At 70.9% G+C, this 18,044-nt stretch carries 22 protein-coding genes; 13 read left to right on the top strand and 9 right to left on the bottom strand.

Going from position 1 to position 18,044, the window contains the following annotated elements; all coding sequences use genetic code 11:
• Positions 1 to 21: 21 nt before the first annotated feature.
• Positions 22 to 777 (bottom strand): chitinase, encoded by a 756-nt coding sequence (locus GWI24_RS02445; RefSeq protein WP_210944230.1) that lies wholly within the window; start codon positions 775 to 777, stop codon positions 22 to 24.
• 479 nt (positions 778 to 1,256) lie between these two features.
• Positions 1,257 to 1,883 carry an alpha-ketoglutarate-dependent dioxygenase AlkB gene (locus GWI24_RS02440; protein ID WP_210944229.1) on the bottom strand — a complete coding sequence of 209 codons (627 nt, stop codon included), beginning with the start codon at positions 1,881 to 1,883 and terminating at the stop codon, positions 1,257 to 1,259.
• Between the two features lie 189 nt (positions 1,884 to 2,072).
• Here GWI24_RS02440 and GWI24_RS02435 point away from each other — a divergent pair, with 189 nt between their 5' ends.
• Entirely contained in the window at positions 2,073 to 2,723 is a 651-nt protein-coding gene (locus GWI24_RS02435; RefSeq protein ID WP_374103258.1) for a L,D-transpeptidase family protein, read from the top strand.
• A 56-nt stretch (positions 2,724 to 2,779) separates the two neighbouring features.
• Here the strand turns inward: GWI24_RS02435 and GWI24_RS02430 are convergent, their stop codons facing one another.
• The gene (locus tag GWI24_RS02430) at positions 2,780 to 3,715 is read right to left on the bottom strand and encodes a fumarylacetoacetate hydrolase family protein (protein ID WP_210944228.1); all 936 of its coding nucleotides are present in this window, start codon (positions 3,713 to 3,715) and stop codon (positions 2,780 to 2,782) included.
• On the bottom strand, positions 3,687 to 5,018 hold the full coding sequence (locus GWI24_RS02425; protein ID WP_210944227.1) for an MFS transporter: 1,332 nt from the start codon (positions 5,016 to 5,018) through the stop codon (positions 3,687 to 3,689). Before GWI24_RS02425 ends, GWI24_RS02430 begins: the two co-directional genes overlap by 29 nt.
• 195 nt (positions 5,019 to 5,213) lie before the next feature.
• Between GWI24_RS02425 and GWI24_RS02420 the strand changes: the two genes are divergently transcribed.
• Together GWI24_RS02420 and GWI24_RS02415 are read left to right on the top strand one after the other, a co-directional pair.
• On the top strand, positions 5,214 to 6,563 hold the full coding sequence (locus tag GWI24_RS02420; RefSeq protein WP_210944226.1) for an enolase C-terminal domain-like protein: 1,350 nt from the start codon (positions 5,214 to 5,216) through the stop codon (positions 6,561 to 6,563).
• Positions 6,564 to 6,580: 17 nt separating this feature from the next.
• Positions 6,581 to 7,327 carry a FadR/GntR family transcriptional regulator gene (locus GWI24_RS02415; RefSeq protein ID WP_210944225.1) on the top strand — a complete coding sequence of 249 codons (747 nt, stop codon included), beginning with the start codon at positions 6,581 to 6,583 and terminating at the stop codon, positions 7,325 to 7,327.
• 26 nt (positions 7,328 to 7,353) lie between these two features.
• Here the strand turns inward: GWI24_RS02415 and GWI24_RS02410 are convergent, their stop codons facing one another.
• The 3 genes from GWI24_RS02410 to GWI24_RS02400 form a co-directional block, all read right to left on the bottom strand.
• On the bottom strand, positions 7,354 to 8,436 hold the full coding sequence (locus GWI24_RS02410; RefSeq protein ID WP_210944224.1) for a polyprenyl synthetase family protein: 1,083 nt from the start codon (positions 8,434 to 8,436) through the stop codon (positions 7,354 to 7,356).
• Complete coding sequence (locus GWI24_RS02405) at positions 8,433 to 9,479, bottom strand: tetratricopeptide repeat protein (RefSeq protein WP_210944223.1); 1,047 nt, start codon at positions 9,477 to 9,479, stop codon at positions 8,433 to 8,435. Before GWI24_RS02405 ends, GWI24_RS02410 begins: the two co-directional genes overlap by 4 nt.
• Before the next feature lie 208 nt (positions 9,480 to 9,687).
• Positions 9,688 to 10,143, bottom strand: a complete 456-nt coding sequence (locus tag GWI24_RS02400) for a DUF4186 domain-containing protein (protein ID WP_210944222.1) — start codon at positions 10,141 to 10,143, stop codon at positions 9,688 to 9,690.
• A gap of 115 nt (positions 10,144 to 10,258) precedes the next feature.
• Between GWI24_RS02400 and GWI24_RS02395 the strand changes: the two genes are divergently transcribed.
• Positions 10,259 to 11,002, top strand: a complete 744-nt coding sequence (locus GWI24_RS02395; protein WP_210944221.1) for a trans-aconitate 2-methyltransferase — start codon at positions 10,259 to 10,261, stop codon at positions 11,000 to 11,002.
• An 18-nt stretch (positions 11,003 to 11,020) separates the two neighbouring features.
• Here GWI24_RS02395 and GWI24_RS02390 read toward each other — a convergent pair whose 3' ends face one another.
• Both GWI24_RS02390 and GWI24_RS02385 read right to left on the bottom strand, forming a co-directional pair.
• Positions 11,021 to 11,671 (bottom strand): hypothetical protein, encoded by a 651-nt coding sequence (locus tag GWI24_RS02390; RefSeq protein WP_210944220.1) that lies wholly within the window; start codon positions 11,669 to 11,671, stop codon positions 11,021 to 11,023.
• On the bottom strand, positions 11,671 to 12,231 hold the full coding sequence (locus tag GWI24_RS02385; RefSeq protein ID WP_210944219.1) for a GNAT family N-acetyltransferase: 561 nt from the start codon (positions 12,229 to 12,231) through the stop codon (positions 11,671 to 11,673). Before GWI24_RS02385 ends, GWI24_RS02390 begins: the two co-directional genes overlap by 1 nt.
• A 109-nt stretch (positions 12,232 to 12,340) precedes the next feature.
• On the opposite strand from GWI24_RS02385, the gene GWI24_RS02380 reads away from it, so the two are divergent.
• The 9 genes from GWI24_RS02380 to GWI24_RS02340 all read left to right on the top strand — a co-directional run bounded on the left by GWI24_RS02380 (position 12,341) and on the right by GWI24_RS02340 (position 18,014).
• Complete coding sequence (locus tag GWI24_RS02380; RefSeq protein ID WP_210944218.1) at positions 12,341 to 12,904, top strand: TetR/AcrR family transcriptional regulator; 564 nt, start codon at positions 12,341 to 12,343, stop codon at positions 12,902 to 12,904.
• A gap of 41 nt (positions 12,905 to 12,945) precedes the next feature.
• Positions 12,946 to 13,332, top strand: a complete 387-nt coding sequence (locus tag GWI24_RS02375; protein WP_210944217.1) for a tautomerase family protein — start codon at positions 12,946 to 12,948, stop codon at positions 13,330 to 13,332.
• A 166-nt stretch (positions 13,333 to 13,498) separates the two neighbouring features.
• Positions 13,499 to 13,966: a DUF2269 family protein gene (locus GWI24_RS02370; protein ID WP_210944216.1), complete on the top strand. Its 468-nt coding sequence runs from the start codon at positions 13,499 to 13,501 to the stop codon at positions 13,964 to 13,966.
• Between the two features lie 113 nt (positions 13,967 to 14,079).
• Entirely contained in the window at positions 14,080 to 15,135 is a 1,056-nt protein-coding gene (locus GWI24_RS02365) for a biotin/lipoate A/B protein ligase family protein (protein ID WP_210944215.1), read from the top strand.
• A 95-nt stretch (positions 15,136 to 15,230) separates the two neighbouring features.
• Entirely contained in the window at positions 15,231 to 15,860 is a 630-nt protein-coding gene (locus tag GWI24_RS02360; RefSeq protein WP_247615759.1) for a TetR/AcrR family transcriptional regulator, read from the top strand.
• Between the two features lie 109 nt (positions 15,861 to 15,969).
• Entirely contained in the window at positions 15,970 to 16,641 is a 672-nt protein-coding gene (locus tag GWI24_RS02355) for an enoyl-CoA hydratase-related protein (protein ID WP_210944214.1), read from the top strand.
• A 101-nt stretch (positions 16,642 to 16,742) separates the two neighbouring features.
• A complete protein-coding gene (locus GWI24_RS02350) occupies positions 16,743 to 17,198 on the top strand; it encodes a PaaI family thioesterase (protein ID WP_210944213.1) in 456 nt (151 codons plus the stop codon).
• A 71-nt stretch (positions 17,199 to 17,269) separates the two neighbouring features.
• Positions 17,270 to 17,488: a hypothetical protein gene (locus tag GWI24_RS02345; RefSeq protein ID WP_210944212.1), complete on the top strand. Its 219-nt coding sequence runs from the start codon at positions 17,270 to 17,272 to the stop codon at positions 17,486 to 17,488.
• A 67-nt stretch (positions 17,489 to 17,555) separates the two neighbouring features.
• Entirely contained in the window at positions 17,556 to 18,014 is a 459-nt protein-coding gene (locus GWI24_RS02340) for a hypothetical protein (RefSeq protein ID WP_210944211.1), read from the top strand.
• The last annotated feature ends 30 nt before the right edge of the window (positions 18,015 to 18,044 follow it).

The following is an 18,044-nucleotide window of genomic DNA, read 5'->3' as shown; positions in this document are numbered from 1 at the left end:
TCCTCCGTGGGAAGGGCGCTCTCAGCAGGTCAGATTGGCGCCGGGCGCGACGCCGAGGAGGCTGGTGAACTTCTTGTAGAGGTTGACCCGGTCCTGCATCTGCGCGGGGTTGGCCCCGTTGCACTCCAGCGCGCCATTGATGGCGCGTATGGTCTGCCCGAATCCGGCACCGGTGGTCATGGCCTTGTGTGCGGGCATGGAGCCGGGCCCGGACTGGGTGGTCCAGTACCAGAGCGCGGTCTTCCAGGAGATGACGGCGTCCGTCCGCACCAGGCCCGGTTCTTTGAGCAGATTGACGCCCAGCGCGTCGCCCGCCGCCTTGTAGTTGAAGTTCCAGCTCAGCTGAATCGGCCCGCGTCCGAAGTACGCGGCCTTGCCCGCCGGACATCCGTAGGGGCGCGTCGTGTCGCAGTACTTCGGGTAGTTGGAGATGTCCTGCTCCACGATGTAGCGGAGGCCACCGGTCTCATGGCTGACATTGGCCAGAAAGGCCGCCGCCTCCTGCTTCTTGACCGTATCGGTACCGGTCCTGGCAAAGCCGGGGAACCGGTTCATCGCGCTGACCAGCGCGTCATACGTGTAAAACGCGTTCTTGTTCGGGAACATCCGCTGGTACTGGGCCCGGCTCACCACGAAGCCGGCCGCCGGCGCCTGGACCGACGACGGATCCTGTGCCGTGCCGGAGGCCGCGTCAGCGGCCGAAGGGGGAAGCGCAAGCGCCGATATACCGGCCGCCGCCGTCGCGGCCGTGGCCACGAGGGCACGTCTTATGGGCATGTCTCATCTCTCTTTCGTGGCGGAACATTCGGATGCCACCGCGCCGACGACGCACGGGGATGTCGGGCAGTCATCGGGCGTGGCGACGCACGGGCGACGCGCCGCCGCCCTTGGGGCGAGAGGCCCGTGGGAAGGTGCCGCGTGATAGCGCGGCGGGAAAGGTGCTACGGAAAACTGGTGAATCCACTAGAGGTCATGCGCCGTGGCCCTGCCACGGCGGACCGGGGCTCAATCCGCTCAGGCCCTTCGCGGCCGCGGCCTGAAGGAGCAAAGAGGTTGTCAAGATCATGACAACCTCTGGGACGTCCATTCACGGGGAACTCTCCGAGGTCCGGCCCCGGATGGCGACATCCACCCGAGGCGCTCTCAAGAGCTGACGGGCCCCATGACACCGCCCCCGAACATATATGTCAATGGTCTGTACCAAAATCCAGCCGTCTCCTGAGACCCCCGGACCGCACCGGGGTGGTCGGCGGGTGTCACCCCACGCCACTGGGGCGGAACTGGATGCTGATGCGTGGGCCGGTGGCGCGGGAGGATTTGGGGATGGCATGTTCCCACGTCCGCTGGCAGGAGCCGCCCATCACCAGCAGGTCGCCGTGGCCGAGCGGCCGCCGCATGGCCTTGCCACCGCCACGCGGGCGCAGCAGCAGGTCCCGGGGCGTGCCCACGGACAGGATGGCCACCATGGTGTCCTCGGTCCTGCCGCGGCCTATGCGGTCGCCGTGCCAGGCCACGCTGTCCCGGCCGTCGCGGTAGTAGCACAGCCCGGCCGTGGTGAAGGGCTCCCCCAGTTCGGTGGCGTAGTACGTGGAGAGCGCCTCCCGGGCCTCGGCCAGGACGGGGTGCGGCAGCGGGTCCTCGGCGTTGTAGTAGGCGAGCAGCCGTGGGACGTCCACCACCTGCTCGTACATGTGCCGCCGCTCGGCCTTCCAGGGGACCTCGGCGACGAGCTGGGCGAACAGGTCGTCCGCTCCCCTCAGCCACCCGGGCAGCAGATCGATCCAGGCCCCGGACCCGAGCTCGGCCCGGTGCGTCCCGCGCAGCGAACCGAGACCGATGTCATCGGTCTGGTCGAAGAGCGAGCCCTGGAGATACGCACCCATATGTGCAGCGTACCCGCGTAATCGAGCAAGCGTTCTACTGACGGCCCCGGTGATACGCCCATGGCCGCTTCGGCGACGACACCGCAGGTCAACGGCCGTCGCCGAACAACGGCAACGGCGACATCATTCGAGCCGTCGCGCGACACTTGGCCTGACGCGTTGCTCTCCGTCCAGACCGGGGGCCGGCCCATGACCATGCGCACACCACGTGGCACATCGCGTGGCGCACCACGACGCACACCGTGTCCGGCACCCTCCCGGCCACCGGGGCTCGGGCCCAGGACCTGGGCCGAGGTGCCGCGCCGGTCCCGGCAGGTGCTGGTGGTGACGGGCCACGACCGGAATTCACCGGTGTCCACGGCGGTCCTGTACGAGCACACCGGGGCCGGGTGGCGGGCCGGGGCGAGCCGGGCGGCGCACAACGCGCTCCACGGCTGGACCGACGACCACCGGGAAGGCGATCTGCGCTCCCCCATCGGCGTCCACACCCTCACGGACGCCGGCGGACGGCTCCCCGACCCCGGCACCCGGCTGCCCTACGACCGGTCGGCCCGTTTCACCGCGAGCGGTACAGGCTTCGAAGGCGAACCCCTGTCCGGCTCGTTCGACTACGTGATCGCCATCGACTACAACCGCCGGCCCGGTACCTCTCCCCTGGACCGGACCCGCCCCCTCGGCCCGGACCGGGGCGGCGGCATCTGGCTGCACATCGACCACGGCGGCCCCACACGCGGCTGTGTCAGCCTCGCGGAGGGCGCCATGGAGGAGCTGCTCCGGGCGCTGGACCCCGACCGCGGGCCCGTCGTCGTCATGGGCGACGCGGCTTCACTGGAGCGCTGAGGCCCGGGCCTGTCCGCAGGGCCACTCCCGGGTCACTTCCCGGGTCACTTCCCGGGTCACTCCGGAAAGCGGCTGCGGTGGGCACGGCGGGTAAGCGGCTCGGCGATGGCCTCCACCAGCCAGTCCAGTTCGGACTGATGGGCCCGTACCGGGTTGCGCAGGACGCCGACCCCCTCGATGGAGATCTCCACCACGTCCCCGGCGCGCAGGGTGAAATCGAGCGCGGGCACGATGCCGGTGCCGGTGGACAGCACGGCGCCGTCGGGGAAGGGCTGGGAGCGCCACAGGTGGTCCACCAGCCCCTGCGGGGTGCGGTGGAACGCGGCGGTTGAGGTGGCCGCCTGGTACGCCGCCTCACCGTCACGCCACACCGCCATGGTGATGTCCAGCGCGTCGGGTGCGTCGATCTCCCAGGCGGGCACGATGGCCGAGGACACGGCGGCGCTTCCGGCGTAGATCTTGGCCTGCGGGAGGTAGAGCGGGTTCTCGCCCTCGATGGACCGTGAGCTCACGTCGTCGGCGACCAGATAGCCGACGGTCTCGCCATACCGGTTGAGGACCAGCGCCAGTTCGGGCTCGGGGACGTTCAGCTCGGAGTCGTCCCGTACGGCGATCGGCTCGCCGTCCGTCACCACCCGCCACGGCGGCGATTTGAAGAACAGCTCAGGGCGCTCGGCGTCGTAGATCCGCTCGTACACCGACTGCTCGGTGCTCTCCTCCACCCTGGCCTCGCGCGAGCGTTCATACGTCACCCCCGCCGCCCACAGCTCCATCAGCCCGTCCAGCGGCGGCAGCGGCAGGACGTTCCGCTCATGGGCGGCCGCCGGGCCGGAGGCGGTGTTCTCCACCAGGGCCCGCAGCTCCAACGTGGGCAGCCGCAGCAACTCGGCGATGAGCGGCGCACCGGGGAAGGCCCGGATCCCGCCGGCGTCGTCGGCCACTCCGGTCCGGACCGTCCCGGCCTCATCGACGAAGCGCACGATGCGTGTCATCTGTCGTCCTCTCCTCTCGTGACGGTGTGGTCGGTGCTCCTACCCAGCGGAGGGTGGTCGCCGCGCACACACCGGCCGCCACGATGGCGGCGATGGCGTAGAGACCCGTGGCGCCCGAGCCGGTCGCCGACTCCGCGACGCCCATCAGATACGGGCCCAGGAAACCGCCGAGGTTGCCGAAACCGGAGATCAGCGCGATGGTCCCGGCCATATGGGCGCCGGACAGGATGGTCGGTGGCACGGTCCAGAACACCGGTTGCGCGCCCAGGAATCCGAAGGCGGCCACGCACAGGGCGGCGATGGCGGGGACCGGGGGCAGCAGCACCCCGCCGAGCAGACCGACGACGGTCAGCACGAGGGCGAGCCGCAGCGGACCGCGCCGGTCGCCGCTGCGGTCCGACATCCACGGCAGCACCAGCACACCCAGCAACGCGCACACCCACGGCAGTGCCGAGACGAAGCCGATGCCCACATCGCCCAGCCCGTCGATCCGGCCGACCAGCGCGGGGAGCCAGAACGTCACGCCGTAGACGCCGATCTGGATGGCGAAGTACACGAACATCAGCCGCAGCACCCGGCTGTCGCGGAGGGTCTCGCGGGCCCGGCGCGGCGGTTTGGCGTCCTCGCCGGGGCGGTCCGCCTCGATGCGCCGGGCGAGCAGGTCCTTCTCCTCGGCGCTCAGCCAGCGTGCCTGTTCGGGACGGTCGGTGAGCAGCCACGGTACGGCGAGCGCCAGGACCACGGTCGGGGCGCCCTCCAGGAGGAACATCCACTGCCAGCCCTCCAGGCCGGCGATGCCGTGCAGCCCGATGAGGCTGCCGCCGAGGGGGTTGCCGATGATGCTGGCGACCGCCACGGCCGCCTGGAACATCCCGGTGGCCTTTCCGCGGTCGGCGGCCGGGAACCAGTAGGTGATGTAGAGGATGACACCGGGGAAGAACCCGGCCTCCGCGGCGCCCAGCAGAAACCGCAGCACATAGAAACCGGTGGGATTGGACACCAGCGCCATCGCACAGGACAGCAGCCCCCAGACGAACATCAGCGCGGCCAGCCACCGGCGGGCGCCGAAGCGGTGCAGCACCAGGTTGGAGGGCACGCCCAGCAGGGCGTAGCCGATGAAGAAGACACCGGCGCCGAGCCCGAACGCGGTGGCGTCGATCCCGGCGTCATCGGCGAGATGGGACTTGACCAGGGCGACGTTCGTACGGTCCAGGAAGCTCAGCACGAACATCACGAAGAGTGGGGGGAGCAGGCGCCTGGACACCTTCCGGCGGGTGTTCTCCATGGTGGTGGCCGGGTTCATCGGGCCTCCCTGCGGACCACACTGTCTCGCGGAAACATCTGACCCGTGGAACGTAGGTGTCACCTACAGCCTTTGACAAGGTCTCAACAACCACGAGTTTTCCTCCAGATGACCCTTGGCGACCACAGCAGACATCTGACATGTTGGTCAGCGTTGCTCGCTTTCCCTCGCCCTTTGCCCACAGGAGCGCGTGCCATGACCCTTCGCGTCGTCGACGTCGAGACCATCGATGTCCGCTTCCCGACCTCCCAGCACCTCGACGGCTCCGACGCCATGAACGAGGCACCGGACTACTCGGCGGCATACGTGGTGCTCAAGACCGCCGATGACGCCCCCTCCGGCCAGGGCGCGGCGGGGTCCGCACCCGGCGCCGAACCCCTGGAGGGCCATGGCTTCACCTTCACCATCGGCCGTGGCAACGATCTGGCGGTGCAGGCGGCGCGCGCCATCGGGGAGCGGGCCATCGGCCTGTCCGTGGAGGAGATCACCGGCGATCTGGGCGCCTTCTCACGCCATTTGCTGGGTGACAGCCAGTTGCGCTGGCTCGGCCCGGACAAGGGCGCCATCCACCTGGGCAGCGCCGCAGTCATCAACGCGGCCTGGGACCTCGCCGCCCGGCGGGCGGGCAAACCCGTGTGGAAGCTCCTCGCCGACCTCTCCCCCCAGCAGGTGGTCGACCTGGTGGACTGGCGCTACCTCAAGGACGCGCTCACCCCCGAGGCCGCCCTGAAGATGCTCGAATCCCGCGCCGGGGGCCGCGCCGAGCGGGAGGCGTACGTCCGCGAGCACGGATACCCCGCGTACACCACCAGCGCGGGCTGGCTCGGATACGACGACGCCAAGCTGGCCCGGCTCTGCCAGGAGGCCGTGGACCAGGGCTGGAACTCGGTGAAGCTGAAGGTGGGCGCCGATCTGGAGGACGACATCCGGCGCTGCCGTATCGCCCGTGGTGTCATCGGGCCGGACCGCCGGCTGATGATCGACGCCAATCAGACCCTGGGCGTGGCGGAGGCGGTCTCCTGGGCCGAGGCGCTCCGGGAGTTCGACGTCTGGTGGTTCGAGGAGCCCACCAGCCCCGATGACATCCTCGGACACGCGGCCATCGCCCGGCGGATCGGTCCGATCCGGGTGGCCACCGGCGAACACGCCCACAACGCGGTGATGTTCAAGCAGTTCCTCGCGGCCGACGCGATCGGCGTCTGCCAGATCGACGCCTGCCGCCTGGCCGGTGTCAACGAGGCGGTGGCCGTTCTGCTGCTGGCCGCCGCGTACGACGTGCCGGTGTGCCCGCACGCCGGCGGGGTCGGCCTGTGCGAGCTGGTCCAGCATCTGTCGATCTTCGACTATGTGGCCGTCAGCGGCTCCATGGACGACCGTGTCATCGAGTACGTCGACCATCTCCACGAACACTTCCACGACCCGGTCCGCATCCGTGGCTCGCGCTATCTCGTCCCCGAGGCACCCGGCTACAGCGCCCGGATCCGGCGGGAGACCCTGGAGACCTACCGCTACCCCGGCGGACCGGTCTGGAGCCACCGCGGCTGAGTGGCATCCTGGTCGCCATGCCCACCAATCCAGACCGCTCCGGCCCCGGCGGCGGTGTCCCCGCCGCCGGGAGCAGTGTCGTCGACATAGCCATCGGCCGGTTGCGCAAGCGCATCGAGAGCGGTGAGTTCACGCCCGGCCACCGTCTGCCGCCGGAGGCGGTGCTGGCGAGCGAGCTCGAACTCTCCCGTCCATCGCTGCGGGAGGCGGTCCGCGCCCTGGCGATGGCCGGGGTCCTGGACGTACGCCGCGGCGACGGCACCTTCGTCACCGATCTGCGCCCTGACCGGCTGCTGCGCGCCCTCGGCAGCTTCCTGGACCTGGCCCAGGACACCGGTCTGAACGAGATGCTGGAGTGCCGCAAGGTCCTGGAGCCGGGCGCCACCGCGCTGGCCGCGACCCGCATCGACGAGGCCACCCTCGACCGGCTCCAGGAGCGGATCGAGCGAATGCGCGGTCTGCAGGACCCGGAGGAGCTGGTCCACGAGGACATCGCCTTCCACGCCGACATCGTCGCCGCGTCCGGCAACCGCACCCTCGCCTCGCTGGCCGACTCGGTCACCCAGCGCACCGCCCGGGCCCGCATCTGGCGCGCCCTGGTCAAGTCCGATGTGCTGTCCTGGACTCACCAGCAGCACATGGACATCTACACCGCGCTCCGCGCCCATGACAGCCTGGCGGCGTTCACCGCGGCCGGCCGGCATGTGGGCGATGTGGAGCTGTGGGTCCGCGACCGGCTGGACGCGGTGCGCGACCGCCGCTGACCACGCGGCGGTAAGCGCTCCGCGGATCAGATGTCACGCCGTACGAGGAAGCCCAGCAGGGTGCGCAGTTCCGCGCTCGCGCGGGGCACGAGCGGCAGGCTCTCCAGGCATGTCTCCACGGCCGCGATGTGGCGGTCGGCCTCCGCCAGGGCCGCGGAGCGGCCACCGGCCTGCTCGATCAGGGCGGCCGCCCGGCGCGTGGTGGCGTCGTCCTGGGTGTCCGGGGACTCCTCCAGCAGCGTGGCCAGCCGCTCGGCGGCCGGGGCGCCGGGGCCGCGGGCGCTCAGCGCGGCGAGCACGGGGAAGGTCTTCTTGCGCTGCCGCAGATCGCGGTGGACGGGTTTGCCGGTGACCGCGGGATCGCCCCAGATGCCCAGCAGATCGTCCACCACCTGGAACGCCACGCCCATGTGCCGCCCGGCCCGGTCCAGGGCGGCCACGGTGGGCTCCGGCGCCCCGGCGAGCGCGGCACCCAGGGCGGCGGCGCAGCCGAGCAGCGCGCCCGTCTTGTGCTCGGCCATCGTGCGGTACTCCTCCGGCCCCACCGCCTCGGGTCCCGTCCAGGGGCGCGACTCGAAGAGCAGGTCGTCCGCCTGGCCGCGGACAAGGTCACCCAGCGCCGCGCTCAGCTGCCGCACCGCGGCCGCGGCTCCGGCGCCGTCCACGCCGGCCAGCGCCTCCACGGCCAGCGCGAACAGGGCGTCACCGGCGAGCACGGCCGGGCCGGTCCCGTACGCCTTCCACACGGTGGGGCGGGTGCGGCGGGTCTGGTCGCCGTCCATGATGTCGTCGTGCAGCAGCGAGAAGGTGTGCACCAGCTCCACCGCCACCGCCCCGGCGACCGCCGCCTCACCGGATGCCCCGGCCGCCTCCGCGCACAGCACGGCCAGGGCCTGCCGCACCCCCTTGCCGCCCGATCCCTCGGCGGGCGTACCGCCCACATCGCACCAGCCGAAGGAGTACGCGGCCATCTCGGCCACCCATGGGTGCAGCCGCCCGACCGTGCCGGCCAGCGCGGGGCGCACCAACTCCCGGCAGCGGCCGAGGATTTCGCCCGCGGTGGCGGTGGTCTCGTCCGCTCCGAGGAGCTCGGGGAACGCCGTCGTCACAGCGCCACCTCCAGGACCTCCGTGAGGCCGAACTCCTCGCGGGCCCGGTCCACCATCCGGCGGGCGTGCCGCAGCCCGATCCGCTCCAGCACACCGGCCAGTTCGGACAGGTCATCGGCGGTTTCGGCACGGTCGCGGCCCAGCCGGGCCAGGGACTTGATGAGCCCGAGCCGGGCGAGACCCTCGCCGCGCGGCTCGCTCATCTCGCGGAACTCGTCCAGGGCCTGCTGGTACATCGCGCGGGCCGCCTCGTAACGGCCCGCGCGGTAGAGCACATTGCCGCGCATCTTGTGGTTGTAGGCCAGCGCGCTCACCAGGTTCATCTCGCGGCAGGTCAGTTCGGCCTCGGAGAGCAGCTCCAGCGCGCGCTCCACGTCCCCGTCGCGTACGGAGACGATGTCGGCCATGCCCCGCAGCGCCCAGGCGTGTCCGCGCCGGTCCTCGGCCTTCGCGGCTATCTCCGCGGCCTCCTCGAACATCGCGTAGGCCGAGTCGTACGACCCGGTGTTGCGGTGCATCTGGGCGATGCCCTCGAGCGCCCATACGGTGTGGCGCGCCTCGCCGCGTTTGCGTGCCTCGGCCAGGAGTTGCTCGTGCAGGGCGCCCACGGCGTCGTAGTCGCCCTGGATACGGCCGGTCTCCGCCATCCCGGCCAGTGAGTAGCCACGGACGACGATGTCCCCGCCACGCTCGCCGAGGTCGGCCGCGAGGCCGAGCAGCCGCCACGCCAGCGCAAGCGCGCCCCGCTGCCGGGCGAGGGTGCCTCCGCTCCACAGCGCCCATGCCATCGCGCCGAGGTCCCCCGCCGCACGGGCCGCCCGGTAGCTGGCCTTCCACTCGCGGTCGGCCTCGCCCACCTGCCCCAGCCTCCGGTGTGCCTCGGCGACCGCGAGCCCCGCTCGGGCCGCCTCGCCAGGGGAGCCGCCCCGCTCGGCCGCCCGCAACTGCTCGGTGCCCGCCGCCAGCACCTCGACCAGGGACGAGTTCACGGACAGGGTGGTGAGGGAGCCCTGGTACTCAGGGGCGAATGCCTTGCCGTACATGGATGCCTTTCCGTCTGTTGTTCCCAGGAGCGCACTCCTCTATACACCGAGTGCATACATGGGGTGTATGCACCCTATGTATACACGGCGTGTATAGGAGCCGGGAAACCGGCCCCGTCAGTGTCACCGGTGCTGTGCGCCCGTTGCCGATCTAGACGCGATCGGACCCGGAGAGGTTTACTGTCCGGCTCCGTCGATGGCAAAAACCTTATGGACCTGGCCTGGTCCGTGCTCCCGCCACCTCGCGCTCGATCCAACGGCAGATCACATCGACCACATAGGCCCGCTCCGCGCGGCTCAGCTCCCGCCCCTTGGGGATCTCGTGCCAGCGCTGAAGACAGGTACGGCAGCAGGTGGCGGTCGCGTGCTGGGCGACGAACACGGGGTGGCCTCGATAGGGCGTCTGCTTGCCGTCCTTGTAGGGTTCGGCGGGGGCCAGCCGCTTGGCGATCAGGTCGTAGGCGTGCCAGCGCAACGTCGACGGTCCGCTCAGCTCGGCCGTGGCCCGATCGCGACCGCGCAGATGGAACTTCGCGCGGAACGGATGGCGCGCGATGGAGGCCAGCCGCTGGTCGAGCGATTCGGGGCTCGGGCCGGACGGGGTAGACGCCGGACCGGACGAATCAGGCATCGGCTCGGACGAGTCAGGCGTCGGGTCGGACATCGAAGGCTCCCGGAGACGACAAAGACCCCTTCCGATCCTATGACGGCTGGTCCACGGCGCCATCGGCCGGGGCCATGCCTTGCGCGCCCGCCGCCCCGAGGGCACTGTGACGGCCATGGTGGACACGCAGTTCTCCGAGCGCCGGCTGGCCGCGCTGTACGACCTGTTCTGCCCCTGGGACGAGCGCGGGGACTTCAGGTTCTATCTGCCCCTCGTGATGTCCGCCCGCTCCGTCCTGGACGTGGGGTGCGGCACGGGCGCGCTGTTGCGCGGGGCGCGGGAGGACGGGCACGAGGGGCGGCTGTGCGGGCTGGATCCCGCGGTGGGGATGCTGGAGGTGGCGCGCGAGTGCCCGGATGCGGAGTGGGTGCTCGGCGACCTGGCCTTGGCGCCGGGGTGGCACCGTGAGTTCGAGCTAGTGGTGATGACCGGCCACGCCTTCCAGACGCTGCTCGGAGACGAGGAGTTGCGCGGTGCGCTGGCCGCGATCGCCACGGCGCTGACCGACGATGGCCGCTTCGTCTTCGAGACCCGCAATCCGCTGGTGCGGGAGTGGGAGGACTGGGATGTGCGGTATTCGGGCCAGGTGGTGGACGCCACCGGGGCCGTGGTGCGTTGCGTGTGCGAGGTGGAGACGCCGGTGCGGGGCGATCTCGTCACGGCCACGCACACCTACACCGGTGCGGGCTGGGAGCGGCCCCTGCTGAGCCGCAGCACCCTGCGGTTCCTCGGCCCGGAGGCGCTGGCGGGATTCCTGGACGAGGCGGGGCTGGCCGTGGCGGAGCAGTACGGGGACTGGGATCGCGGGCCGCTGACGGACACCAGCCCGGAGATCATCACCGTGGCCCGCCGCCACTGACCATGTCGTGCACGGCCGTCAGCCCCAGGTTCTGCCGGTGACCAGGTCGGGGCCGAAGTGGCGGGCGGCGATGGCGGTGATGGCCGAGGCCGGACCGATCCGGCGGGCGAGTTTGTAGGTGTGGACCACACAGGTCCGCACCGGATGCACCTCCCCGCCGGCCTCCGCCGTGTCGTCCGTGGCGAGGGGGCGGATCTGCGGACGGGCGAGCGCGAAGCACACCAGCATGGTGCGGTGGTCCTCGCAGATCAGGAAGTCGGAGACCCCTCGGTGGCGGAAGTCCAGGCAGGGAAAGACGACCGCGATGTCCTCCCGGCCGTAGGGAGCCGCCCGGAGGGCCGGGAGGACATGGCGTATCGACTCACCGGTGGCGAGCAGCCTGGCCTCCTCATGGGAATCGCCCCAGGGCGGCGGGTCGTCGTCCTCCTGCCACTGGGGATGCCGCTCGGTGCGCAGCGACGTCCCCGGGGCGGGCCGGTCATAGCGCGCCTGTCCGCTGACGCTGACCCAGTTGAGGCTCGCGTTGACACAGAGCCTGCCCGCCAGAAGCCACCACGGCGTACGGACCACACGCTCCCGGGCCAGGTCCACCACGAGGCGGCCGAAGGAGTCCGGCGGAAGCAGGTCCGGCCTGGCGGGCGCGACGAAGGCGTCGGTCCAGGTTCCCATCAGGAGGGCTGCCGGCCCGCCCGCCACTCCGGTGCGAGCACCGACCAGATCTCCATGTCATGCCGCTTGCCCCGGTGCAGACGGCCCTCCCGCAGCACACCGTCCTTGGTCATCCCCAGCCGCCGGGCCACGGCGATGCTGGCCTCGTTCGCCGCCGCCGCCCACCACTCCACGCGGTGGATGCCCCGCTCCTCGACGGCCCAGTCGATGATCACGCGCGTGGCGCGGGTCACCAGTCCCCTGCCCACCGCCGACGGCTCCAGCCAGCAACCCGCCTCCGCGGTGCGCTGTTTGACGTCCATCGTGCGGAAGAGGACTCCGCCGACCAGCTTGCCGTCCGTCCAGATGCCGTGGATCCGCCCCGCGTCGGCCGCCGCCTTGTCCGCGTACCCCTGGAGGAACGCCCGGGCCGACTCCAGGTCGGCCACGGCGTCCGCCAGCGCGATGTGCCGCCCGATGAACTCCCGACCCCGGTCCATGTGGGCGAGGAACTCCTCGGCCTGCCACGGCTCCAGCGGGCGCAGCTCCGCGCCGTCCTCGCCCAGGGGTATCGCGTACATCGTCACCTTCCACCGTCCGAACCAGCGCGCGCAGTACGGGGGGATCTTCTCACCGAGGGGGCGGTCCGCGCGTTTCCTTTTGTACCTACTAGTATGTAGGGTCACGTCCATGGACACCCGGGAACGACTCATCGCAAGCACCCGTGAGCTGCTGTGGGAGCGCGGCTACGTGGGCACGAGCCCGAAGGCGATCCAGGAGCGCTCCGGAGCGGGCCAGGGCAGCATGTACCACCACTTCCGCGGCAAGCCCGACCTGGCGCTCGCCGCGATCAGCCGCAGCGCCGAGGAGCTGAGGGGCAGAGCGGAGGCCGAGTTCGGCGGCTCCGGCACCGTGGTCGGGCGGATCACCGCCTATCTGCGGCGGGAGCGGGACGCCCTGAAGGGGTGCCCGGTCGGCCGTCTCACCCAGGACCCCGATGTGATGGCGGATCCGGAGCTGCGCCGTCCGGTCGAGGAGACCTTCGCCTGGCTCACCGACCGGCTGGCCGGGCTGCTCGCGGAGGGCCGGGCGAGCGGCGAGCTCGACACCGGGCTCGACCCGGTGGCCACGGCCACCGCGCTGGTCGCGGTGTTGCAGGGCGGCTACGTGCTGGCCCGCGCCGCCGACTCGGCCGAGGTGTACGCCCGGGCGATGGACGGGGCGCTCGGCCTGCTCACCGCCCATGTCCGCTGAGCCCACGACCCCTCACCCCTCGCGCGAAAGAGAGCCCCGACATGCCCTTCGTCCGCATTGACGCACTGCGGGCCGACGCCGACCGGCTCGACGCGCTCGGCCGTGCCGTGCACGACGCGCTGGTGGAAACCATCGACTTCCCGCCCAACGACCGGTTCCAGGTGCTGACCAGCCATGACGGCACCGGCGGCATGCTGCGTTACGACGACTACCCCGGGGTGCCGCGCGACGACGGCATCGTCTACGTCGCCCTCACGATGCGCTCGGGGCGCACACCGGCACAGAAGCAGGCGCTGTACCGGCGGATCGCCGAGCTCGCCGAGGAGTACGCGGGGACCGAGCCGCGGAACGTGTTCATCACCCTGACCGAGAACGAGTCGGCCGACTGGTCGTTCGGACACGGGGTGGCGCAGTACGTCGAGGGATGAGACGCCGCTGTCGGGCCCGGCCTGGCGAGAATCCGTTGGCTTCTGTCATTTCAGCCCCTGGGTGATCTTCTCCCGGCTCCCTAGCGTGGGGCGGGCACCACCCGCCCCACGCTCGGAAGGAGACGCTGGTGCCTGCCACGTTCGAAAGGGAGCCGGACACCACCCGATGACCAAGATCCTGCTCTCCCTGCACGTCCTGGCCGCCATTGTCGCGATCGGACCCGTCACCGTAGCGGCCAGCATGTTCCCGCCCGCGGCCCGCAACGCCCACGCGTCCGCCGCCGAGGGCCAGGCGGACCTGGGCACGGTCCGGCTGCTGCACCGCATCTGCCGCGTCTACGCCAAGATGGGCCTGGCCGTGCCCGTCTTCGGCTTCGCCACGGCCGCCGTGATGGGCGTCCTCGACAGCGGCTGGCTCACCGCCTCCATCGCCCTGACGGCCGCGGCCGCCGGTGTCCTGGTCGCCTTCGTCCTGCCCCGCCAGGGCGAACTCCTCGACAGCCTCGGTGCGAGCAAGGCCCTGGAGCGGTCCGACACCGTCCAACTGGCCATGTTCACGGGCGTGTTCAACCTGCTGTGGGTGACGGTGACCATCCTCATGATCGTCCGCCCGGGCTCGACCGCCGGAGCCTGACCCCGCCCCCTCTCCCGCGCTGTGGCCTGAAGCCGGTCACTGCGCGGGATCCGGCCATTGGCGCGGGATAATGATCCGGAGCGCCGGGGCGGAAACAGGAGGCGGTGCAGGGCATGCACGGTGAGTACAAGGTGCCGGGCGGCAAGCTGGTCGTCGTGGATCTGGAGGTCCACGACGGCGCGCTGCGCGGGGTGCGGGTGGCGGGCGACTTCTTCCTGGAACCGGACGAGGCGCTGCACGCCATCGACCGGGCCCTGGAGGGCGCGCCCGCCGACGCCGACGCACAGGCGCTCGCCGCCCGCGTCAAGGCGGGGCTGCCGGCCGATACCGTGATGTTCGGCTTCTCCCCCGAGGCCGTCGGCATCGCGGTGCGGCGGGCGCTGGCCCGTGCCACCGACTGGACGGACTACGACTGGCAGCTGATCCACGACGGGCCGCAGGACCCCGCGCTGCACATGGCCCTGGACGAGGTGCTGACCGGCGAGGTCGCCGCCGGACGGCGGCCGCCCACACTGCGGGTGTGGGAGTGGGGCCGCCCGGCCGTCATCATCGGCAGCTTCCAGTCCCTCCGCAATGAGGTGGACCCCGCGGGTGCGGCCCGTCACGGAGTCACGGTGGTGCGGCGCATCTCCGGTGGCGGAGCCATGTTCGTGGAGGCCGAGAACACCATCACCTACTCCCTTTCGGTACCGGCCTCCCTCGTCTCCGGCCTGTCGTTCGCCGATTCCTACGCCTACCTCGACGACTGGGTCCTGACCGCGCTCGGCGACATGGGCATCAAGGCCTGGTACCAGCCCCTCAACGACATCGCCTCCGAAGAGGGCAAGATCGCCGGTGCCGCACAGAAGCGCCTGGCCAGTGGCGGCGGCGCGGTACTGCACCACGTGACGATGGCGTACGACATCGACGCCGACAAGATGCTCGACGTGCTGCGCATCGGCAAGGAGAAGCTGTCCGACAAGGGCACCGAGAGCGCCAAGAAACGCGTCGACCCACTACGCCGCCAGACCGGCCTGCCCCGAGCCGAGATCATCGACCGCATGCTCGCCTCCTTCCGCGCCCGCTACGGCCTCGCCCAGGGGCACGTCACCGACGAGGAGATGGCACGCGCCGAAGAGCTCGCCCTTACGAAGTACAGCAGCGGAGAGTGGACAGCGCGGGTGCCATAGCGACGGACAACGGCCGGGCGTGTTCGCCGACAGCTCTTGCATGTTCTATGTCATGGAGCATAAGTTACCCACACGTAAGGGAGGTGGTGGGTGGCATGGTCCGGCGCAAGAGCGACAGCCGCGAGCGGATGGTGCTGAGTGCCGCTGCGCTGCTGCGTGAGTACGGTGCGAGCGCCACGAGCATCGACCGGGTGCTCGCGCACAGCGGAGCCCCGCGTGGCTCGGTCTACCACCATTTCCCGGGCGGGCGGGCGCAGTTGATCGACGAGGCGGTGGCGCTCGCCGGTGACTTCATCGCCGGGCTGATCGAGACCGGTGCGCGGGCCGATGACCCGCTGGAGGCGGTCGACGCGTTCTTCACGCTGTGGCGTGGACTGCTCGTCGAAAGCGACTTCCGGACCGGCTGTCCCATCGTGGCGGTGGCCGTCGAGACCAACGACGACGCCCCGCAGCTCGCCCGCTCCGCGGCCACGGTGTTCACCCGCTGGCAGGAGGCGCTGGCCGCCCTGTTCGTCCGGCACGGTCTGTCGGAGGAGCGGGGAAGGCGGCTGGCCGCGTTCGTCATCGCCGCGGTGGAGGGCGCCGTCATCATGTGCCGGGCCGAGCGGAGCACCGCCCCGCTGGAGGCGGCCGCCACCGAGATCCACGACCTTCTGGCCCACGCTCTGCGCACCGCCGACTCGTTGGCGGACCCCGCCCGCGACCGCGACGCGCCACCACCCTGAAACCCACGCCACCACCCTGAAGCCACTGTGAACCAACCGCCGTGATCCGCGAGCCACTGGGTGGCGCGCGGACCCGTCGGCCGACTCAGCCCTGTGTGAAGGAGCAGCCATGCCCACGCTGGACCGCCAGGACAACGTCTTCGTGCTCGACCTCGGGGACGGCGAGAACCGTTTCCACCCCGACTGGCTCGCCACTGTCAATAGCGCCCTGGACGAGGTGGAGAAGGCCGAAGGGGCGCGTGCCCTGGTGACGGCCGCCACCGGCAAGTTCTACTCCAACGGCCTTGACCTGGACTGGCTGTTGGCACACGCCGACCAGCACCAGGACTATGTCACCTCCGTCCACGGGCTCCTGGCCCGGATGCTGTCGCTGCCGCTCGTGGCCGTGGCCGCGCTGCAGGGGCACACCTTCGCGGCGGGCGCGATGTTCTCCCTGGCCCATGACGTCCGGGTGATGCGCGCCGACCGTGGCTTCTGGTGTCTGCCCGAGGCGGACATCAACATCCCCTTCACCCCGGGCATGTCCGCGCTCATCCAGGGCCGACTGAGCCCGCGGACCGCCCACGAGGCCATGGTCACCGCTCGTCGCTACGGCGGCCACGACGCGCTCGCCGCCGGGATCGTCGACCACGCGGTGGCGGAGGACTCCGTCCGGTCGACCGCCGTCGAGCTCGCGGCGGCGCAGGCGGGCAAGGCCGGTGACACCCTCGGCACCATCAAGAGCCGTATGTACGCCCCCGTACTGGCCGCCCTGCGGGCGAAGGACAACCCCCTCGGCTGACAACGCCTTTGGCCGACAGCCCCCTCAGCCGACAGCCCCACCGGTTCCCGCGCCGTATCCCTGCCGAACGGCGCGGGCCACCACGATCGCAAGGAACGCCTGTGACCACCACCGACCTCACCACCCTCTCCGGCCTCGACCTCATGCGCTGGGTGCAGTCCGAGCGACCCGCCGACATTCCCACCATCGGACGGCTCCTCGGCATGCGCTTCGACGAGGTGGACCCCGGACGCGTCGTCGTCTCCCTCGACACCCGCCCCGACTTCGCCAATCCCCTCGGCACCGTCCACGGCGGTATCGCCGCCACTCTGCTCGACTCGGCCATGGGCTGCGCCGTTCACACCACTCTCCCGGCCGGGGTGGGCTACACCACCCTGGAGCTCAAGGTGAACTACATCCGCGCCGCCCGCACCGACGGGCAGACCCTCATCGCCGAAGGCACCGTCCTCCACGCCGGTCGCCGCACCGCCACCGCCGAGGGCAAGGTGCTGGACGAACAGGGGAGGTTGATCGCCCACGCGACCACCACCTGCATGATCCTCCGCGCGGACGACTGACCGGCCCGGCCGACGCCCCGGCGGACGACCCCCGGCCCCGCGTAGCCTGATCCCGTCGCGGACCGGAGCGGATGTTCGACCGGCCGTGGTTCGAGAGTGCGGTGTTCGAGGTGACCCTGGGGGAAGGCCCGCCCCGGCTGCGTCTCCATCCGGTCGAGCTCACCGCCGACGGCGAGCCGGTGATTCCCTTGGCCTCGACGGCGCGGCGCATCCTGCGGCAGGTCGAAGAGGTCTCCCAGGAGCTGACCCCTTCGACGAGGGTGGACGGGGACGGCCGCGTCCGTTCCTGACGACGCCGGTGTCACACCGGGTGACGGTGGCGACGGGACGGGTCCCCAGCGGGGTGACTGAGCCTGGATGCCCGATCCCATCGGTGAGGAGACGATCGTGGCACGCATTTCGCGCATCAATCTGGCTCTCACGGCCTTGTTCGGCGTGGCCGTCCTCGGCGCACCGAGCGCCGCTTCGGCGGCCGCCCAGGACAACCCGACGGCCTTCAACACCAGGGAGCAGTTCCTGGACGCCCATCCCACACCCATCATGGACAAGTCGTGCATCGACCGCCGCGTCCAGCTGGCAGCCGGCAACTACGACTGGGAGCAGTGGCTGGGTGACGCGAAGCGTTTGAACGTCTACCTGGGCGCGGACTGGTACACGTGGGAGGACTGCCTGATCCCGGATGATGGCTTCTACCGCCAGGAGACATCTCTGAACCCCGACAACCCCGAGTGGGACACGATCAGGCTCGAGGACAGCGAACGGCTGTCGCAGTCCGCCGTCTTCACATGGGGCTCGATCCTCGACCCGAGGTTCTGACCGGCCACCGCCCGGTGGTGCCGGGGTCGG

It is taken from the genome of Streptomyces sp. MK37H, assembly GCF_018035285.1.
Lineage (GTDB): Bacteria > Actinomycetota > Actinomycetes > Streptomycetales > Streptomycetaceae > Streptomyces > Streptomyces endocoffeicus.
This window is presented reverse-complemented; position numbering and strand designations above follow the sequence as displayed.